Origin of the sequence: Pseudonocardia sp. ICBG1142 (genome assembly GCF_020496255.1) — a bacterium.
GTDB lineage: Bacteria > Actinomycetota > Actinomycetes > Mycobacteriales > Pseudonocardiaceae > Pseudonocardia.
Window position 1 is genome coordinate 537,276 of the sequence record NZ_JAHLJC010000004.1, and the last position, 17,707, is coordinate 554,982.

Sequence of the window (17,707 nt, forward strand, 5' to 3'; positions counted from 1 at the left end):
CGCTACGAGTGTCACGATAGAAGGCGCCGGGAGATACGTCGAATGCGGAATGCGTGTTACACCCCGGCCAGGGTGGCCACGGCGGTGGACCTGGCCAACACCTGGCGGCCGGTCCGTGGCGAGGACGATCTCGAGACCCTGCCGCAGCTGCGGACCTTCCTCGTCGACCATCTGCCGGCCGTTGAGCGCGATACGTCGCCTCCGCTCACCGACGCCGACCTCACGGAGGTCCGGGCGGTGCGCGCGACGGTGCGCACCGTGCTCGAGACGGCCGGCGCCGACGCCGACCGCGCCGCGGAGATCGTCAACGCCGGACTACGTCACCACCGCGTCGTCCCCACGATCCGCCGGGACGAGGACGGATGGTGGGCCGACGTCGTCGCCGACGCCGACCGCCCTGCGGCCCACCTGGCCGCCGTCACCCTCGGGGCGCTCGCGGCCGTGATCACCACGCTCGGCCCCGACCGCCTGGGGGTCTGCGCCGGGGCGTCGTGCCGGGCCACGTTCGTGGACCTCTCCCGCAACGGCTCGAAGCAGTACTGCACACGGACCTGCGCCCACCGCGCCAGCGTCGCCGCCTACCGGAGCCGCCGACGACCGGCGGTCGGTGGTCCCGGCGGCGACTCGGGCGGAGTGGTCACCGACTGACCCGCTGCCGGGTGGCCACCGAGACACGTGCTCCGCACCGGACTGGGCGCGCAGGTCGACCCACTGCCGGGCGATGTCCCGGCAGAGCCCGGGCCTTGCCCCGTGAGGGCACGGTGCACTGCGCCGTCGGCAGCCACGGTGCGGGGCCGGCCGTGTCGCACGGAACACCCGTCCGACCACTCGCGTCCGGCATGCTCATCGGTCCCGGACTGGCGGAGAGGAGTCGTACCGAGTCGACCGAGTGAGGAGTCGTCATGTGGTGGAACCATGTCGTCGGAGTCGGACTGCCGCTGCTGCTGATCCCCACGGCAGCGCTGTTCGTCACCGCCAGATGGGGGTTCGCGGCGCTCGCCGGGGACGTCCCGGACGACGTGAAGGCGTTGTTGCCCGAGTTCACCCCCGCGGAGCGCCGACGCGGGATCGTCCTCTCGACGATCTTCCTGGTCACGCTGCTCGGATCCGTGTTCGTCACGACCTGGACCTGGATCGACGGTGTGCGGGCGGAGGGCTTCCTGCAGGCCTACGGGATGGCGTTCGCGACGTTCTTCGCGTTCTGCCTGATCGACCTGGTGATCGTCGACTGGCTCGTCATCTGCTGGTGGCGGCCGTCCTGGATCGTGATCCGCGGGACCGAGCAGGCCGAGGGGTGGGGGGACTACATGTTCCACGTCCGTGAACAGCTGAGCCCCGGGGGTCTGGCGGCCATGTTCGGGCTACCGGCCGTCATCGCCGGGGCGGCGACGGTGGCCCGTCTGGTGGGGTAGCGCCGACCGCGAGCGGGCGGCCGGAGTCGTTGTCACTGAGCGCTCGACGGACGTCCCGGAGCTCGTCAGCCACCGTGCGGCCCGCCCGTGTGGGCAGCCGAGGACGCGTGCTCGGACTCCCCGCCGGCACCCACACATCCCGGTCGCGCTGCCGCGCAGTCGGTGCCCGCAGTGTCCGAACGCGACAGTTGCGTTGTCACACAGTCCTTGGCGGCGTCGAGGGTTACCGCCTCGCGATCGTCCAAACGACACGATCGGGGGTTGCGCACGTCCACTTGGGACTGAGGTGACTGGTGGGGTCGTCGATTTCGGTCCTGTTCGTAGCCCTTGGGGTGAGTGCGCTTCACCCTGAGGCTTATTCAGGGCCGCCTGGCGGGCTACCTCGCTGCGGTCCCGACCTGGAGAAACACCGCACTTCATGATCACCCTGAATAAGCCTCCCTGTTCTCCGGCTTAGCTTCCGTTGCTCGGTGAACGTGTCCTGCTGGTCGATCCGGAATTGGATTCCGTGGTCCGGCTTTCTGGGTGGCTACAGTGGATCCGGTTCGTCCTTCACGTTTCTCGTTCTTCCTGGCGATCGGCAGTGACGAGTCGGGGTGGCATCCCGGCATGCGGATCATGTCGACGTTTCTGGCGTTCATCGTGGCCATTGGTGTGGTCATCGTGCTGGACCCGTCGGAAGCCTCGGCGGCGCCAGCTCCGGAAGTGACGGCTGCGCAGCGACTGGGCCCTGCCGAGGCTGCGGACGTGGACTCGGCGCGGGTGACCGCACGGCTGCAGAACCGGCGGATCGAGGCGCTGTCCGAGCGCACCGAGACCGAGACGACGTGGGCGAACCCAGACGGTTCGCAGACCACCGAGCTCAACGCGGGCCCGATCCGTGTGCAGCGTGAGGGCGGCTGGGTGCCGCTGAACCTGGATCTGGTGGCCGGCGCGGACGGCAAGGTCCGCCCCGGGGCGCACCCCCGCGGCCTGGTGCTCGCCGGTGCTGGTGGGCAGGACGGGAAGGCCCAGGACCTGGCGGCGGTGACCGGCGCAGCCGGTGAGGTCGCGGTCCAGTATCCCGGGAAGCTCCCGGCCCCGGTACTGACCGGGAACGTGGCGACCTACCCGGAGGTGCGCCCCGGGGTGGACCTGCAGGTGAAGGCGACCCGAACCGGGTTCGAGCAGTTCTTCGTGGTGAAGTCCCGCCCCGCGGCAGGGGACCTGAGCTTCACCCTGCCGATCCGGGCGAAGGGCGTGCAGACCCGCGCGGACGCCGACGGCAACACCCAGATCATCGACGACGACGGCAGCGTGATCGGCGCGCTCCCCGGCCCGATGATGTGGGACGCCCGCGTCGACGAGGCCTCCGGCAGCCCCGCGACGGTGAAGAAGATCGGCACCCTCGAGCTGGACAAGCCCTCGGGGCGCGCACCGCCCCAGACCGAGCAGCAGCGCTCCCAGCCCAGCGCCCCCGGTCAGGGAGCCCCCGGAACCGGAGTGGTCGCCGCGACGGTGACCGCGGACGCCGCGTTCCTCGCCGACCCGGCCCGCCAGTACCCGGTGACGATCGACCCGGGCATCACCATCTGGACGAACTTCGACACCTTCACCCAGTCCAACATCGCCAACACCGACCAGTCCGGGCAGACCGAGCTCCGCCTGGGCACCTACGACGGCGGCACCACCAAAGCCCGCTCCTACCTGCACTTCGACGTCTCCCGTTTCCGCGGGAACAAGGTCCTGCAGTCCAACCTGAACCTGTACGCGATCCACTCCTCGGGCTGTCAGCCCCGCAACTGGGAGGTCTGGGACACCGCGCTGGCCGGGACCGGGACCCGCTGGTCGAACCAGCCCAACCCCTACACCCGCTGGGCCGTGTCGAACGTGACCCGCGGCAACAACGCCTGCGGCCCGACCTGGACCCAGACCGACGTGACCCGCCTGCTGGACTACTGGGCCTCGATCAACGTCGCGACCGGGTCGATGGTCCTCAAGGCCGAGAACGAGTCCGACACCCTGGGGTGGAAGAAGTTCTCCAGCGCCGAGGGCGGCGCGACCCCGCACCTGACGGTCACCTACAACACCCGCCCCAAGCCCGCCACCGGCCTGAACGTCTCCGACCGCGGCGGCACCAACAGCGCGGTCTACACCCGCTCGCTGACCCCGACGCTGTCGTTCACCCCGGTCGACCCCGACGGCGACGCGGTCACCGCCGCCTTCTACATCTACGAGGGCGACACCCTGATCACCGACTACTGGCGCTCCGGGGTGCCCTCGGGCAGCGTCGCCCAGTGGAAGGTCCCAGCAGGGCTGCTGCAGGAGGGCAAAACCTACCGGTTCCGGGCGACCACGATCGACGGGTCCCGCAACATCGCCGACGACGGCTGGGTCGCCCTGCGCTCGGAGAGATCCGGCCAGTTCGCCGACGTCGGCGGCTGCGCGAAGACCAACGGCTCCCCCATCAACCAATGGCCCGGCAACGGCGCCGAATGCCAGAAATTCTTCCCCTGGGGCACCGGCGACGGCTTCTACCAGTTCCGGGTCCGCCATTCCGGACAGGTCATCGACAACACCAACTGCGCCACCGCCAACGGCAACCCGATCTCCACCTACGACCAGGTGAACGGCGACTGCCAGAAATGGCGCATCGAGCGCCAGGGCGCCACCAACGGCATCTACAAGTTCGCCGTGAAGAACGCGAACAAGGAGGCTTATTCAGGCCCCGTGAAATAACGATCTAGCCCGGCGTGTCGGGTTGGGCGACAGCCCGTCCATCGCGAATATTGGTTTGCCGAATCAATCCGAGATGAACGGGCTGCCGCAGTATGTACTATACCACTGGTTTCCGGCGTGATGAAATTCAGGATCTTGTCGCTATAGTGTATGAGCAGGATCAGCGGGACGCGACGGAGGCACGTTTGTCTTGGCCGCCGGTTCTGGGGTTGTTCTGGTCGGTGGTGATCACGTTGGCGTATCTGCGCGGGAATCGTGTGCAGTGGGAGTTGGCGGAAACCTATGGGGTGTCGCAGTCGACGGTTAGTCGAGCGATCACGGGGGTGACACCGTTGCTGGCACAGGCGCTGCGGAGTGTCGTTCCGACGGCAGAGGAGCTTCGTGCCGATCGGCAGTACATCATCGATGGAACCTTGCTGCCCTGCTGGTCATGGGCCGCGGTGCCGGGTCTGTGGTCGGGCAAGCATCGCACCACCGGCGTCGTCGTCCAGGTCGCAGCCACCCTGGAAGGGCAGCTGTCGTGGATCTCCGACCCGACCCCAGGCTCCCGACACGACCTATATTGCCTCGACCAATCCGGCGCCCTCGACCACCTCGCCGCATACCCCCCGATCGGCGATAAAGGATACATCGGGCGCGGCATGCTCACCCCGTTCAAAAAACCACCCGGCCGGGAACTTCTCGACTGGCAAAAAACATTCAACAAGAGCCTCAACCACACACGCGCCACCATCGAACGAGTCATCGCCCATATCAAAACGTGGAAAGTTCTCCACACAGACTACCGGCGGCCCTACGCCACATTTAAAACGACAATCTCGGCAGTCATCGGACTCATCTTCTACACACTTACCTGACGGAGCCTGAATAAGCCTCAAGGTCCTCGACCAGAGCTGCTCGACCACCAACGGCACCAGGCTGGTCATCTGGGAACGGGTCTCCAACAACTGCCAGACCTGGAAGATGGTCCTCAGCCCCTACGCAGGTGCGACGGTCCAGTGGCTGAACTTCACCGTCGACACCACCGCCCCCGGCGCACCGCTGGTCACCTCCAGCGACTACCCCGCCGACGGCAGCTGGAACAAGGGCGCCGGACAGGCCGGGTCGTTCACCTTCACCCGCCCCTCGAACTCCCCGGATGTGACCGGGTTCGTCTACGGCCTGGACACCACCCCGGCCACCGAGGTCGCCGCGAACAGCTCCGGCGTCGCGACCGCATCGATCACCCCGCCGACCGACGGGTCGCACGTGCTCAACGTGCGCAGCAAGGACCGCGCCGGGAACCTGTCCGCAGTCGTCGCGTGGCGGTTCAACGTCGGCCGCGCCGGGCTTCTGCAACCCACCGAGTCCCAGCGCACCGTGTCCCGCCTCCCGATTCAAGTCCAGGCCCCGCCCGAGCTCACCCACGTGAAGTTCCTGTGGCGTCGCGGCCCCGGCGCAGCGATCGAGGCCGACATCCCCACCCCGCACCTACGCCGCGGCGACGGCGCACCGATGGACCCCGGCTTCGTCCCGGTCGCCTCCCTCGGCGGACCCGCCCCGGGCGGGCTCGCGGTCTGGACCGCGACAGACACCCTCGGCTCGGTCACCGGCGTCGTGCAGGTCAAGGCCATCCTCGCCAACGACGCCCAAGGCACCAACCCGTACTCCACGGCGTGGCAGACCGCGATCGTCGACCCCGACGCCGACGGCGCCGAAGCCGAAGACATCGGCGGAGCATCGCTGAACCTGCTCACCGGTGACCTGAGCCAGTCCTCCACCGACGCCGAAGAGTTCGGCCTGTCAGTCACCCGCTCCGCCTCCTCGCGCGACCCCCGCGCCGGTTACCAACCCCAGCGCGAACGCCTCACCGTCAACCAGCAGAAGATCAGCACCGACACCGCCGGGTTCGTGCCCACCGCCTCGACGCTGGCCCGGGTGACCGACCGCGGCCACGAGAGCACCGAGTCCCTGCAGATCACCCCACCCGCCACCGGGACCGGCACCGACACCTTCGCCGCGATCGAGGCCGACGCCGGCGCGATGCGCCTCGGGATGCGCGCCGGACGCCTCTACCGCGTCTCGGGCTGGATGTATGTCCCCGCCGCCACCGGCATCAACCCGCCCGACCCACGCGGCCAGACCATCACCCTGGTCATCAAGAACGCCGCCGGCGCCTACCAGGCAATCTCCACCCCGAAACCGACCGTCACCGACGCCTGGGTCGAACTCAAAGCCGACGCCCCGATCCCCGCAGGCGCCACCGAGGCGTTCATCCGCCTCTACAACGGCCAAGCACCCGGCTCCGGCAAGTCGATCCTGGTCGACGACCTGTCCGTGCGCGAACTCGTCGCCCCCTTCGGGCCCCAGTGGCTCGGTGGCACCTCCGTCGAAGCCGCCGACATCGCCTACTCCCGGCTGACCGTCGACCTCGACAACGTCGTACAGATCGACGGCGTCGACGGGGGGAAACTGTGGTTCACCCGCGCCGCGAACGGGACCTACTTCCCTGAACCCGGCGCAGAGGACCTCACCCTCACCCAGCAGGGCACCACCTTCGTCCTCGCTGACACCGACGGCACCCTGACCACCTTCGACCGCGCCGCGAACACCGGGCCCTACCTGGTCTCCTCCACCGCGCCGCCGATCCAGGCCGCCACCACCCGCTACGTCTACGAGACCGTCGACGACGTCGTGCGCGTCCGCCGCGTCATCGCACCCACCGAGACCGGCATCGGCGACTGCGCCACCACCACCCCCGCCCGAGGCTGCGAAGCACTCGAGTACTCCTACGCCACCGCCACCACCGCCGCGCCCGGGCAGCTCGGCGACACCGCCGGACAGATCCGCTCCGTCGCCGCATGGACCACCAACCCCGCCAACGGGGCGATGGAGAAGATCGACGTCGCCCGCTACAACTACGACGAGTTCGGCCGGCTACGCGAAGCATGGGACCCACGCCTGCCGCAGCCCATCAAGACCGTCTACAGCTACGACGCCGACGGCCGCGTCACCTCGGCATCCTCCACCGGTGAGCTGCCGTGGAACTACGACTACGGCGCCGCCGGCACCCTCGGGATCTCGCCGGTCCCCGACACCAACCCGGGCCGGCTGCTCAAGGTCCGCCGCCCCAGCCTCGTCCCCGGCACGGCCGACCAGCTCGACGACGAGATCGCCACCACCATCGTCTACAACGTCCCTCTCACCCGCGGTGCCGGCGGCCCGTATGACCTCGACGGCCCCTCCACGGCGGCCTGGTCCCAGGCCGACGTGCCCACCGACGCCACCGCGGTGTTCGGACCCGAGGACCCCGTCGACGACCCGACCGCAACACCCACGACCCCGGGCCCCGACGGCTACGGCGCCGCCACCGTCCACTACCTCAACGCCGCGGCACGGGAGGTCAACACCGCCACACCCGGCGGCTACATCGACACCACCGAGTACGACCGCTTCGGCAACACCACCCGCGTCCTCGAAGCCTCCAACCGGGCGCTCGCGCTCGGGCAGCTACCCGACTCCGACACCAAGCTCGCCGACCTCGGCCTCGCCCAGTACGACACCCGCACCCGCGCGACCTGGCTCGACACCCAGAGCACCTACTCCGGTGACGGCACCGACCTACTCGCCACCCTCGCCCCGCTCCAGCGCCTGGCTTTCAACGCCGACCCCGACGAACTCGTCAACGCACGCGCCCAGATCGTGAACACCTACGACGAAGGCAAACCCGACGGCACCAACTACCACCTGATCACCACCCAACGCAGCGGCGCCCAGGTCGTCGGCATGACCGGCCTCCAGGACGTCCGCGTCACCAAGACCGGCTACGACGCCACCCTCGGCGGCGTCTCCGGCTGGGCCATGCGCGCCGCGACCAGCACCATCCTCGACGCCGAAGGCCCCACCGGAGCGCCCCTGACCACCCAGGTCAAGCTCGACGACCGCGGCCGCGCCGTCGAGTCCCGCAAGATCGACGCCACCGGCACCGACGCCGGAACCACCAAGGCCGTCTTCTACAGCGCCGGCGCCAACTCCGCCGATACCGCCTGCGGTAACCGGCCCGAGTGGGCGGGCTCACCCTGCCTCTCCACCGTGGGAGGTGCGGTCACCGGGCACGACGCTGCACGGATGACCAGCACCCTGCCCTCCAAGCGGGTCGAGTCCTACAACCGCTTCGGCGAAGCCGACCGGATCTCCGAGACCGTCGCGGGCAAGACCCGCACCACCATCACTACCTTCGACGCTGCCGATCGCATCACCGCCGTGGAACTCACGGGCGATATCGGCACTCCCATCGGCAAGGTGACCACCTCCTACGACCCTGTCACCGGCGACGCAACCACCACGTCGTTGCCCGACGGATCGACCATCACCCGGGGTTACGACCTGCTCGGCCGGGTCCGCAGCTACACCGACGCCGACGGCGCCACCACGACCACTGAGTTCGACAAGTTCGGAAAGCCCGCCAAGGTCACCGACAGCATCGGCACCACACAGGAGTTCACTTACGACCGCACCGTCGACCCTCGTGGCCTGCTGACGTCGATGACAGACAGCGTTGCCGGAACCTTCACCGCCCGCTATGGCCCCGACGGGCAGCTCCTCGAACAAGGTCTTCCGGGCGGCATCCGGATGCTGAGCACGCAAGACCCCGCGGGAGATGTCACTGGACGAACCTACGTTCGCTCCAGCGACGCCATGATCGTCGCGTCGTCGAACAGTGTCGAGAACCTGCGTGGAGAGACCATCTCCCTCACAGGCCCCGGCTCAAACAAGACCTTCACCTACGACCGCTGGGGGCGACTGACCAGCGCCACTCAGGCCTCACTCTCGACGAGTGCCTGCACGATTCGCGACTATACTTACGACCGCCGATCCAACCGAACCGGAAAGACAACTCGCATCGGATCCTCTGCCGGTGCGTGCCCGGCCTCCGGGGACACCGCGCAATCTGAGACACACACTTACGACTCCGCTGACCGCATCACTGACGCCGGTTACATCTACGACGCCTTCGGCCGCATCACGGATACTCCATCCGGGCTGGCCAGCAGCTACTACACCAACGACCTCGTTGCCAGGCAGCAGCAGGGCGACCAGCGGATGTCCTGGTCACTCGACCCCGGACACCGTTTCCGCCAGATCACCAGCGAACGCAACGTCAACGGCGCCTGGCTGAATAACTACACCAAGAGGCTTATTCAGGGACGTTCAACAGGCTGCTGCGTTGAGGCGCTGACCTGAGGAAGCACCTCGCTTCATGATCACCCTGAATAAGCCTCCAAGATCAACCACTACGGCGCAGACAATGACGAGCCGAGGTGGATCGCTGAAGACATCACCCAGCCCGAGAATCTCACCCGCAATATCGAAGGCCCCGATGGCGACCTCGCCGCAACAACCGGGATCGATGGCAATATCACTCTCCAACTTCTTTCTCTGCACGGCGACGTGATGACCACCCTGCCGGTTGACTCGGCCGGCACCAGTGGCGCAGCGACGGTCCTCGACAGCGACGAGTTTGGGACACCCTCCAGCGACACCCCGGCAGCTGTAACAGCCCGCTACAGCTGGCTCGGCGGGAAGCAGCGCTCGAGCGAAACCCTCGGCGACACCGTTCTCATGGGCGCACGCGTCTACGACCCAGCTTCGGGGCGCTTCTTCCAGGTCGATCCCGAGCCCGGGGGCAACGCTACCGCCTACGACTACTGCAGCGGCGACCCTGTCAACTGCACCGACCTCGACGGCAGATGGAGCTGGCGATCCGCTTTCCGCTCTGTCGCCCGCGTGGCTGCGCAGGTCGGCGAACTCGCGTCCTGGATCCCGGGCCCCATCGGCGTTATCGGCGCAGGTGTAGCCGCTGGTGCCTACGCGGCCACTGGAAACTGGCGCAAGGCCGGCGAGATGGCCCTTGTAGGGGCTGCGAACTTCGTCGGCGGCGGCGCTGCGGTCCGCATCGACCTCCGGGTTGTCAAAGCTTCCGCTAAGTGGGGACGAAAAGTCGGTTCAGGCGCAGCGCGGCGATTCCGGCCTGCCGCTCGAAGCTGCCGACTCCCCAACTCATTCAGCCCAGAAACACGAGTTCTGATGGCTGACGGAACCACTCTCCCGATCTCTGCGGTACAGATTGGCGACCTGGTTGCATCCTCAGACCCAGTGACCGGAGCGAGCACAGTCGAGCCCGTGGTAAACGTGATCTCCGGTCACGGTGAAAAGAATCTAGTGTCACTCGCTGCAGCGGGAGCAGTCCGACCCATTATCGCTACGCAAGAGCACCCAATCTGGATTGACGAACGCGGGTGGGTTAGCGCTGGCGAAGTACGCGCAGGCGATCTTGCATCCGGCCATCGAGTTACTTCCGTATCCCAGCTGGGAATCCGACCAAACATCGCGGTTTTCAACCTGACCGTGAACGGCTTCCACACTTTCACGGTCACCTCGGGCGTCGTCCAGGAGGCTTATTCAGGCTCCGTCAGGTAAGTGTGTAGAAGATGAGTCCGATGACTGCCGAGATTGTCGTTTTAAATGTGGCGTAGGGCCGCCGGTAGTCTGTGTGGAGAACTTTCCACGTTTTGATATGGGCGATGACTCGTTCGATGGTGGCGCGTGTGTGGTTGAGGCTCTTGTTGAATGTTTTTTGCCAGTTGAGAAGTTCCCGGCCGGGTGGTTTTTTGAACGGGGTGAGCATGCCGCGCCCGATGTATCCTTTATCGCCGATCGGGGGGTATGTGGCGAGGTGGTCGAGGGCGCCGGATTGGTCGAGGCAATATAGGTCGTGTCGGGAGCCTGGGGTCGGGTCGGAGATCCACGACAGCTGCCCTTCCAGGGTGGCTGCGACCTGGACGACGACGCCGGTGGTGCGATGCTTGCCCGACCACAGACCCGGCACCGCGGCCCATGACCAGCAGGGCAGCAAGGTTCCATCGATGATGTACTGCCGATCGGCACGAAGCTCCTCTGCCGTCGGAACGACACTCCGCAGCGCCTGTGCCAGCAACGGTGTCACCCCCGTGATCGCTCGACTAACCGTCGACTGCGACACCCCATAGGTTTCCGCCAACTCCCACTGCACACGATTCCCGCGCAGATACGCCAACGTGATCACCACCGACCAGAACAACCCCAGAACCGGCGGCCAAGACAAACGTGCCTCCGTCGCGTCCCGCTGATCCTGCTCATACACTATAGCGACAAGATCCTGAATTTCATCACGCCGGAAACCAGTGGTATAGTACATACTGCGGCAGCCCGTTCATCTCGGATTGATTCGGCAAACCAATCTTCGCGATGGACGGGCTGTCGCCCAACCCGACACGCCGGGCTAGATCGTTATTTCACGGGGCCTGAATAAGCCTCCTTGATCCCGTCGGTGACGGGATCAAGGCCGACGAAGTTGCCGGTGTAGGTGAGGTCCTGGAACCGGAGGCCGTCGTCGCCCTCCTCGTACCGGTGCTTGTAGGTCGCCTTCTTGCCCTCGGTCGTGGTCACTGCGCTGTGCTCCTCTGTCGCGGTTCGCCGGCGTCGTGGAAGGGGTGGCTGCGGTCAGTCGTCGGCGACGACCCGGCCGACCTCGTTGTCGGTGCAGTCGAGCCGGACCTTGCGCCCGTCGAGGGCCGTGGCGATCTCGTCGAAGTGCGAGGGGTCGGTGCTGCCGACGACGTAGCGCGACTCGCTGTCGGTGAGGTGGGCGGTCATCACGCAGGGCGTCTGGAACTCGCGCGACAGGATCCCCAGGTGCGACTCCGGGGCGCCGGACATGGTGATCACGCCGATCGCGCCCATGCTGAGCGCCGGTGCGAGGAACGTGGTCGTCCCACCCTGCACGAGCAGGATGTGCTCGGCGAGCTTCCCGGACTGGATGAGGGAGATGACGTCCGCCGGGGACTGCAGGTACTTGACGGTTCCGCTCGGGGACTTGCCGGTGTCGAAGACGTTGAAGCCCTCGGCCAGGACGTCGGCCATGGAAGTTCCTCCTTGAACTCGGATGACTGTCGCAACTCGCGGGTCTGCCGGTCCCGGCACCTCGACGTTGTGCGGGTCACAGTGCCGTCAATCACTCACCACTCCGATGGAACCCGTGGACAAAACTGACCAGTGAGCTTGTCCTGCGGGGACAGAGTCAGACCAACAGCGACCGGCTGGCCGGCGCTACCTCCGAGAGGGTGGCGGCGGGGCGTCCGCCGTCGAGGCTCCGAGGCGGCGACCGCGGGAGCGGCCGACACCACGTCCGATGCCGGGGAACGTCCGATCAGCCGAGAGCACCGAGGAACAGTCCGGCCACGTAGAGCCGCAGGTCGCGATCGAGCCTCAGGAGAAGTCGAGGACCAGCCGGCCGCGGACGCCACCGGCCTCGAGCATGCGGTGCGCCCGGTGCGCCTGCGCCGCCGGCAGGACCTCCGCCACCCGCAGTGAGAGGACGCCGTCCTCGGCCTGGCGTGCGAGCCGGTCGAGCCCGACGGTGTCGGTGATGCCCCCGGGCGCAACCATGATCGGGCGGACCGTGATGTCGCGTTCGACGGGCCCGCTCCAGCCCTGGAGCTCGACGAGGGTTCCGCCGTCGGCGAGGGCGGGCGTGATCTCGGTGGTCTGCACGGAGCCGTCCACGAGGCCGGGGACCCCACCGGGAACGAGTTCGCGGATGCGGGCTGCGACATCGTTGCCGCGTTGCACGACGTGATCGGCGCCGAACCCGCGCACGAGTTCCGTGTCGACGCTCGACGCGTCCGCGATCACGACCAAGCCGTCGGCCTTGGCCAGCTCGACCGCGTATCCCCCCACTGCCCCGGCGGCGCCGGTCACGGCGACGGAGTCTCCCGGCTGCGATTCGAGTGCGTCGAGGGCGATGCGGGCGGTCATCGCGTTCATCAGCAGCGTGGAGGCAGCCGCGAAGTCGACTCCCGCAGGCGCTGCCACGACCGACTCGGCCGAGACGACGACGTGTTCGGCGTAGCCTCCGCCGCGCGGGCCGGTGAACAGGGGCATCGCGACGACCCGTTGCCCGACAGAGAGCCGCCCGTCGAGCTGCGGGCCGACCTGGTCGATCACACCGGCGACGTCCATCCCGGGTACGAACGGCGGTCGACGACCGGGCATGCGCACGGCATGGCCACCGGTGCGCAGCAGGACGTCCGTAGGACTGACCGCGGCGGCGTGGACGCGGATGCGTACCTCGCCGGCGCCGGCGTGCGGCTCGGGCAGGTCCATGAGCTGCAGGACCTCGGGCCCACCGAACTCGCACATGCCGATCGCCTTCACTGCGACGCCACCTCTCGACGGGGCCGGCAGCGACGCACAGACCACCCGGTCGACTCTTCTTCGATATTTCCAAGAACTTGGAAACACTGCAGAAGCTAGCATGTCGAGGTGGCCGCCATCGAGCGCGATCTGCGCCCCGTACCTGCCGACGACGTCGAGCTCGCGTCCGTGCTGCGAGCCCTGGGCGACCCGGTGCGCCTGGAGATCGTGCGACTCATCGCCGACGGACAGCGCCGGATGACCGGCCAGATCGCCGATCAGGTGGGCCTGCCTGCGTCGACCTGCTCGTACCACCTCAAGCAGCTCTTCACCGCCGGGGTCACCGAGTGCCGCAGCGAAGGCACCGCCCGGTTCCCCGCCCTCCGGCACACCATGCTCGACGAGCGGTTCCCCGGCCTCACCCACGCGATCCTCGCGACGGACCACACCGCGACCGTCCGCTGACGGGCGGCACCACGCCGTCACAACCGACCGTCTGACGTGCGCAGCGGGCCTCAGCGCCCGGTACGGCCGTCGATGCGTTCGCGGAGGATGTCGGCGTGCCCGGCGTGGCGTCCGGTCTCCTCGATCATGTGCACGAGCAGCCAGCGCCGCGACGGGGCCGACCTCCGTCCCGCGGGCACCGGCGCCGCCCGGTCCAGGTCGGACCAGGTGTCGATGACCGCGTCGGCGCGGGCGACGGCCTCCCGGTAGGCGGCCACGACCTGCTCGGCGGTGTCCTCGTCGCGCGGCCGGAAGGTCGCGGGCCAGTCGCGGACGGCCTCGCCGAGGAAGTAGTGGCGTTCGACGTGCGTCAGGTGCGTGAGCAGGCCGAGCAGGCTGGTCCCCGAGGGGACGCCGGGCTCGCGGGCGGCGGGGTCCCCGACCCCGTCGGCCTTGGCGGCGGCCGCGCCGCGGAGGTGTCCCAGGAACCCGGTCAGGACGCTCTTCTCGTCCGCGGCGTCGCGCGGGAGGGCGGTGTCGTGGTGGCGGGGCACGGTCAGCTCCGGCGGGTGCGGGCGTCGCCGGCGCGGCGCAGGACCAGGACGGTGTCGACGACCGTGGCGGTGCGGCCGTCGGGGCCGCTCGCGAGGCGCGTGGGCTCGTCGGCGCGCTCGACGGTCCACCCGTCGGCGTCGAGACCGATCCCGGCGGCGATCTCCGCGGCGCTGGGGTGGTGGGTGCCGGGGTCCTGGTTCCACGACCAGGGTGCGACGGACCCGTGGTCGACGACGAGGAGCAGCCCGTCCGGGCGCAGTGCGTGGGCGGCGGTCCGCAGCACCGCATCGCGGTCCAGCGTGAACGGGGTGTGCAGGTACTGGGCCGAGACCAGGTCGAACGTCCCGTCCGGGAACGTCGTCGCGAGGTCGTGGCGCTCGGCGCGGATCCGCTCGGCGAGCCCGTGGGCTCGGGCGCGGCGCCCGAGCCCGTCGACGGCGGTGGCGGAGATGTCCACCGCCGTGACGTGCCAGCCGCGTCGGGCGAGCCAGATCGTGTCGCCCCCGGCGCCGCATCCGAGGTCGAGCGCCGTTCCCGGTGCCAGCGGGCCGGCGACCTCGGCGAGCAGGGGGTTGACGCGGGCCTCTGCCCCGTCGTGGCGGCGGTACAGCTCGTCCCAGAAGGTCTCGGGATCGGACGCGGTCGGCATGGGGTCCATCGGTCGTTCCTCCGGAAGGTGTGGGCATGAGGTCGGACGGGTGGCCGTCACGACAGGAAGGTGAGCAGCTCAGCGAGGACGAACCCCGGGTTCTCCTCGGGCAGCCAGTGCCCGCTGCCGGGCACCTCCACCGCGCGGACCAGGTTCGGCAGGCACAACTCGACGGACGGTCTCGTCGACTCCAGCAGCCCCTGGGCGGTCATCAGCATCGTCGGCGTCGGGACGGGGGCGGCCGCGGTGTTGTCACGCTCGTCCCGGTCGAGCGCCCGGTAGAGCTCGAAGCCGCCGCTCAGGACCTGGGGTCGGCTGTAGGTCCGGGTGAACTCGTCGATCTCCCGCTCGTCGAACGGCGGCGCCGTGCGGCTGCCGCCGAAGCTCTCCCCGTCGAGCGCGACCTGGGCGTAGAACAGGCTCAGGTACTCGCGCACGTCGTCGGCGACGACGGCCTCGGGCACGACCCGCTTGGCGTGGAAGGCGATGTGCCAGCTGAACGTGCGGTACCTCGCGGCGCTGAGCGCGGGCCCCGGCAGTGGGTAGTCGAGGTGGGCGTAGCGCAGGACCTCGTCCGGGTACTGGGCCGCGTACCGGAACCCGACCCCGGCACCCAGGTCGTGCCCGACGAGGCGGACCTCGCGCACACCCAGGTGATCGGCGACCAGTCCGTGCACGTACCGGGCGAGGGTGGCCTTGTCGTAGCCGGTGGGGACACCCTCGCTGTCCCCGAGTCCCGGCAGGTCGACCGCGTAGACGGTGTGGTGCTCGGCGAGGGCGGGCATGATCGGCCACCACGCGTACCAGGACTGCGGCCATCCGTGCAGGAGCACCACGGGCGGGCCGGTCCCGCCGGCGACGTAGTGCATCCGCACCCCGTCGACGTCGGCGAACCCGTGCCGGAACGTGCCATCGAACTCGGGGTCGTCCCGGGTGGCGGCGTCGAACCCGGTCGCACCGGGCGGCACCGGTGCCGGGCCGGTGTCCGGGACGCCGCCGGTCCCGCAGCCGGCCGCGAGGACCAGCACGGTGAGGGCGACGACCACGCCATGACGTCGTGGGCCCTGCCCACCGCCCCTGCCGCGGAGGACTGCTCGGAGGAGGTTCACCTCCGCAGCATCGGCGCCCACCTACCCGAGCTGCAAGAAATCTTGCGAATCGGCAATCCGGTGGTGCGGACGGCCCCGCAGCGACGTGCTCGCCGGGGCCACGTCCGCGTCGTGCTCACGCGGGAGGGTGCGGCGCAGGGTCGTGACCGTCGCCGGCCGGGCGACGCCCGATCCGTTCCGCGACGGCGACGGTCTCGTCGGAGGTGTACGCGCCGCGGGTGCCGGAGATCGACATCCCGGCCGCCGCCGCGAGCGTCTTGAGCGGGTAGGGCCGTGGCGTGACGAACTCGCGGCCGTAGGCGATGAGCATCCGCATCCGGTCCTCGGCCTCCCGCATCTCGGTGCGCGCACGATCGATCTCGTTCAGCAGGACGTCCCCGTGCGGAGGCTCGCCGCCGCCGTCGGCGACGCGGAGGTAGCGCTGGAGGACCTCCCGCTGCCGGACGACCTCCTCGCGCACGGCCTCCTGCCCTGCTCGTGCCGGATCGTCCGCGTCCGGCGGGGCGGCCGGAGGGACCGGAAGGATGATGTCGATGATGTCGTCGGTTCGGTCCCGTCTGTTCACCGCTCCAGCGTGCGCCACCGGTTGCGCTGACCGCAATCGATTTCGGTGACCGCACTACTCCTGTGCATGCCGCCCGGCGTCGTCACGACCCAGGGCCGCCAGGGGGCCGGTGACCCGCAGATCGGTCCGCCCCGGCGGGAGGTGGACGCCGCACCGGGCGAGCGCGGCGGTGACGACGGGGCGCAGCGCACGCAGCCCGCCGTCGGCGATCTTCACGGCGACCGAGGTGCCGTCGGGCAGCGCGGCGACGGTGACGGCCTCGAAGCCGTCCTTGGCGAGCAGCCCCGGTACGGCACGCATCAGCGCGGTGACCGGACGCCGGGACCCGCCGACGAGCTCGGGGTGCCGACGCATCCCGGCCGCGACCAGGCCGTCCGGGGTCTCCGGGTCGGCCGTCACGAGCCGGGCCAGCGCGCCGGCCAGCCCCCGCAGCGAGATGGCGAACAGCGGTGCGCCGCAGCCGTCGACGGCGGTCCTGGCGACCGCAGCGCCGGTGAGGTCCTCGACGGTCTCCCGGATCGCCGTCTGCAACGGGTGCCGCGGGTCCAGGTAGCCCTCGGTCGGCCAGTCGCGCAACACACAGGTCCGCAGCATCGCGGCGTGCTTGCCGGAGCAGTTCTGCGCCAGCTGCGACGCGGACCGGCCCGCGGCGAGCCAGGCGTCCCGCTCCTCGGGGTCGTAGGGCAGGTCGGCGGGGTTGCGCAGCGCGTCGACGCCGATCGGGCCGAGCAGCGCCCGGACGGCGCCGAGGTGGGCCTGCTCGCCGGAGTGGCTCGCGGCGGCGATCGCGAACCCGGCGGGCCCCGGCCGCAGCCCGAGCCGGGCCATCGCCGCCGCCTGCAGCGGCTTCGCCGTCGAGCGAGGATAGAACGCGACGTCCGGGTCCCCCGCGGCGAACAGCGTCGAGCCGTCCGGGGCGAGGACCACGACCGAGCCGTGGTGCACCCCCTCGACCATGCCGTCACGCAGCAGGTGCACCAGCGGCTCGTGGGCCGGTACCCCGATCCTGGGTGGGACGGCCAGCTGGGTCATTCCGTGTCGT

At 69.2% G+C, this 17,707-nt stretch carries 17 protein-coding genes; 7 read left to right on the forward strand and 10 right to left on the reverse strand.

Annotated features, from left to right (window positions below; translation table 11 throughout):
- Positions 1-84 precede the first annotated feature (84 nt).
- The 5 genes from KPL59_RS05000 (at position 85) to KPL59_RS05020 (ending at position 9,353) form a co-directional block, all read left to right on the forward strand.
- Positions 85-648: a CGNR zinc finger domain-containing protein gene (locus KPL59_RS05000; RefSeq protein WP_308187831.1), complete on the forward strand. Its 564-nt coding sequence runs from the start codon at positions 85-87 to the stop codon at positions 646-648.
- A gap of 254 nt (positions 649-902) precedes the next feature.
- Positions 903-1,412 carry a hypothetical protein gene (locus KPL59_RS05005; RefSeq protein WP_226360074.1) on the forward strand — a complete coding sequence of 170 codons (510 nt, stop codon included), beginning with the start codon at positions 903-905 and terminating at the stop codon, positions 1,410-1,412.
- Between the two features lie 747 nt (positions 1,413-2,159).
- The gene (locus KPL59_RS05010) at positions 2,160-4,130 is read left to right on the forward strand and encodes a DNRLRE domain-containing protein (protein ID WP_226360075.1); all 1,971 of its coding nucleotides are present in this window, start codon (positions 2,160-2,162) and stop codon (positions 4,128-4,130) included.
- Positions 4,131-4,222: 92 nt separating this feature from the next.
- Positions 4,223-4,987, forward strand: a complete 765-nt coding sequence (locus KPL59_RS05015; protein ID WP_226360076.1) for a transposase — start codon at positions 4,223-4,225, stop codon at positions 4,985-4,987.
- 106 nt (positions 4,988-5,093) lie between these two features.
- Positions 5,094-9,353, forward strand: coding sequence for a hypothetical protein (locus KPL59_RS05020; protein ID WP_226360077.1), 4,260 nt, complete (start codon positions 5,094-5,096; stop codon positions 9,351-9,353).
- Here the strand turns inward: KPL59_RS05020 and KPL59_RS05025 are convergent.
- Positions 9,321-9,554: a hypothetical protein gene (locus KPL59_RS05025; protein ID WP_226360078.1), complete on the reverse strand. Its 234-nt coding sequence runs from the start codon at positions 9,552-9,554 to the stop codon at positions 9,321-9,323. The genes KPL59_RS05020 and KPL59_RS05025 overlap by 33 nt on opposite strands.
- Positions 9,555-9,563: 9 nt before the next feature.
- Between KPL59_RS05025 and KPL59_RS05030 the strand changes: the two genes are divergently transcribed.
- Positions 9,564-10,589, forward strand: coding sequence for an RHS repeat-associated core domain-containing protein (locus tag KPL59_RS05030; RefSeq protein ID WP_226360079.1), 1,026 nt, complete (start codon positions 9,564-9,566; stop codon positions 10,587-10,589).
- Here KPL59_RS05030 and KPL59_RS05035 read toward each other — a convergent pair.
- The 4 genes from KPL59_RS05035 to KPL59_RS05050 form a co-directional block, all read right to left on the reverse strand.
- A complete protein-coding gene (locus KPL59_RS05035; RefSeq protein WP_226359656.1) occupies positions 10,582-11,346 on the reverse strand; it encodes a transposase in 765 nt (254 codons plus the stop codon). The two genes, KPL59_RS05030 and KPL59_RS05035, sit on opposite strands and share 8 nt — an antisense overlap.
- 92 nt (positions 11,347-11,438) lie before the next feature.
- Complete coding sequence (locus KPL59_RS05040; protein WP_226360080.1) at positions 11,439-11,597, reverse strand: hypothetical protein; 159 nt, start codon at positions 11,595-11,597, stop codon at positions 11,439-11,441.
- Positions 11,598-11,651: 54 nt separating this feature from the next.
- A complete protein-coding gene (locus tag KPL59_RS05045) occupies positions 11,652-12,071 on the reverse strand; it encodes a PEP-utilizing enzyme (protein WP_226351416.1) in 420 nt (139 codons plus the stop codon).
- 345 nt (positions 12,072-12,416) lie between these two features.
- Positions 12,417-13,466, reverse strand: coding sequence for an NADP-dependent oxidoreductase (locus KPL59_RS05050; protein WP_226360081.1), 1,050 nt, complete (start codon positions 13,464-13,466; stop codon positions 12,417-12,419).
- 6 nt (positions 13,467-13,472) lie between these two features.
- On the opposite strand from KPL59_RS05050, the gene KPL59_RS05055 reads away from it, so the two are divergent.
- Positions 13,473-13,808, forward strand: a complete 336-nt coding sequence (locus KPL59_RS05055) for a helix-turn-helix transcriptional regulator (protein ID WP_226351418.1) — start codon at positions 13,473-13,475, stop codon at positions 13,806-13,808.
- A gap of 50 nt (positions 13,809-13,858) precedes the next feature.
- Here the strand turns inward: KPL59_RS05055 and KPL59_RS05060 are convergent, their stop codons facing one another.
- The 5 genes from KPL59_RS05060 to KPL59_RS05080 all read right to left on the reverse strand — a co-directional run bounded on the left by KPL59_RS05060 (position 13,859) and on the right by KPL59_RS05080 (position 17,697).
- A complete protein-coding gene (locus tag KPL59_RS05060) occupies positions 13,859-14,341 on the reverse strand; it encodes a DinB family protein (protein ID WP_226351419.1) in 483 nt (160 codons plus the stop codon).
- Between the two features lie 2 nt (positions 14,342-14,343).
- On the reverse strand, positions 14,344-15,000 hold the full coding sequence (locus tag KPL59_RS05065) for a class I SAM-dependent methyltransferase (RefSeq protein WP_374111590.1): 657 nt from the start codon (positions 14,998-15,000) through the stop codon (positions 14,344-14,346).
- A gap of 47 nt (positions 15,001-15,047) precedes the next feature.
- Entirely contained in the window at positions 15,048-16,037 is a 990-nt protein-coding gene (locus KPL59_RS05070; protein ID WP_226351420.1) for an alpha/beta fold hydrolase, read from the reverse strand.
- A 178-nt stretch (positions 16,038-16,215) separates the two neighbouring features.
- Positions 16,216-16,665, reverse strand: a complete 450-nt coding sequence (locus tag KPL59_RS05075) for a hypothetical protein (protein WP_226351421.1) — start codon at positions 16,663-16,665, stop codon at positions 16,216-16,218.
- A gap of 54 nt (positions 16,666-16,719) precedes the next feature.
- The gene (locus KPL59_RS05080) at positions 16,720-17,697 is read right to left on the reverse strand and encodes an asparaginase (protein WP_226360082.1); all 978 of its coding nucleotides are present in this window, start codon (positions 17,695-17,697) and stop codon (positions 16,720-16,722) included.
- Positions 17,698-17,707: the final 10 nt, after the last annotated feature.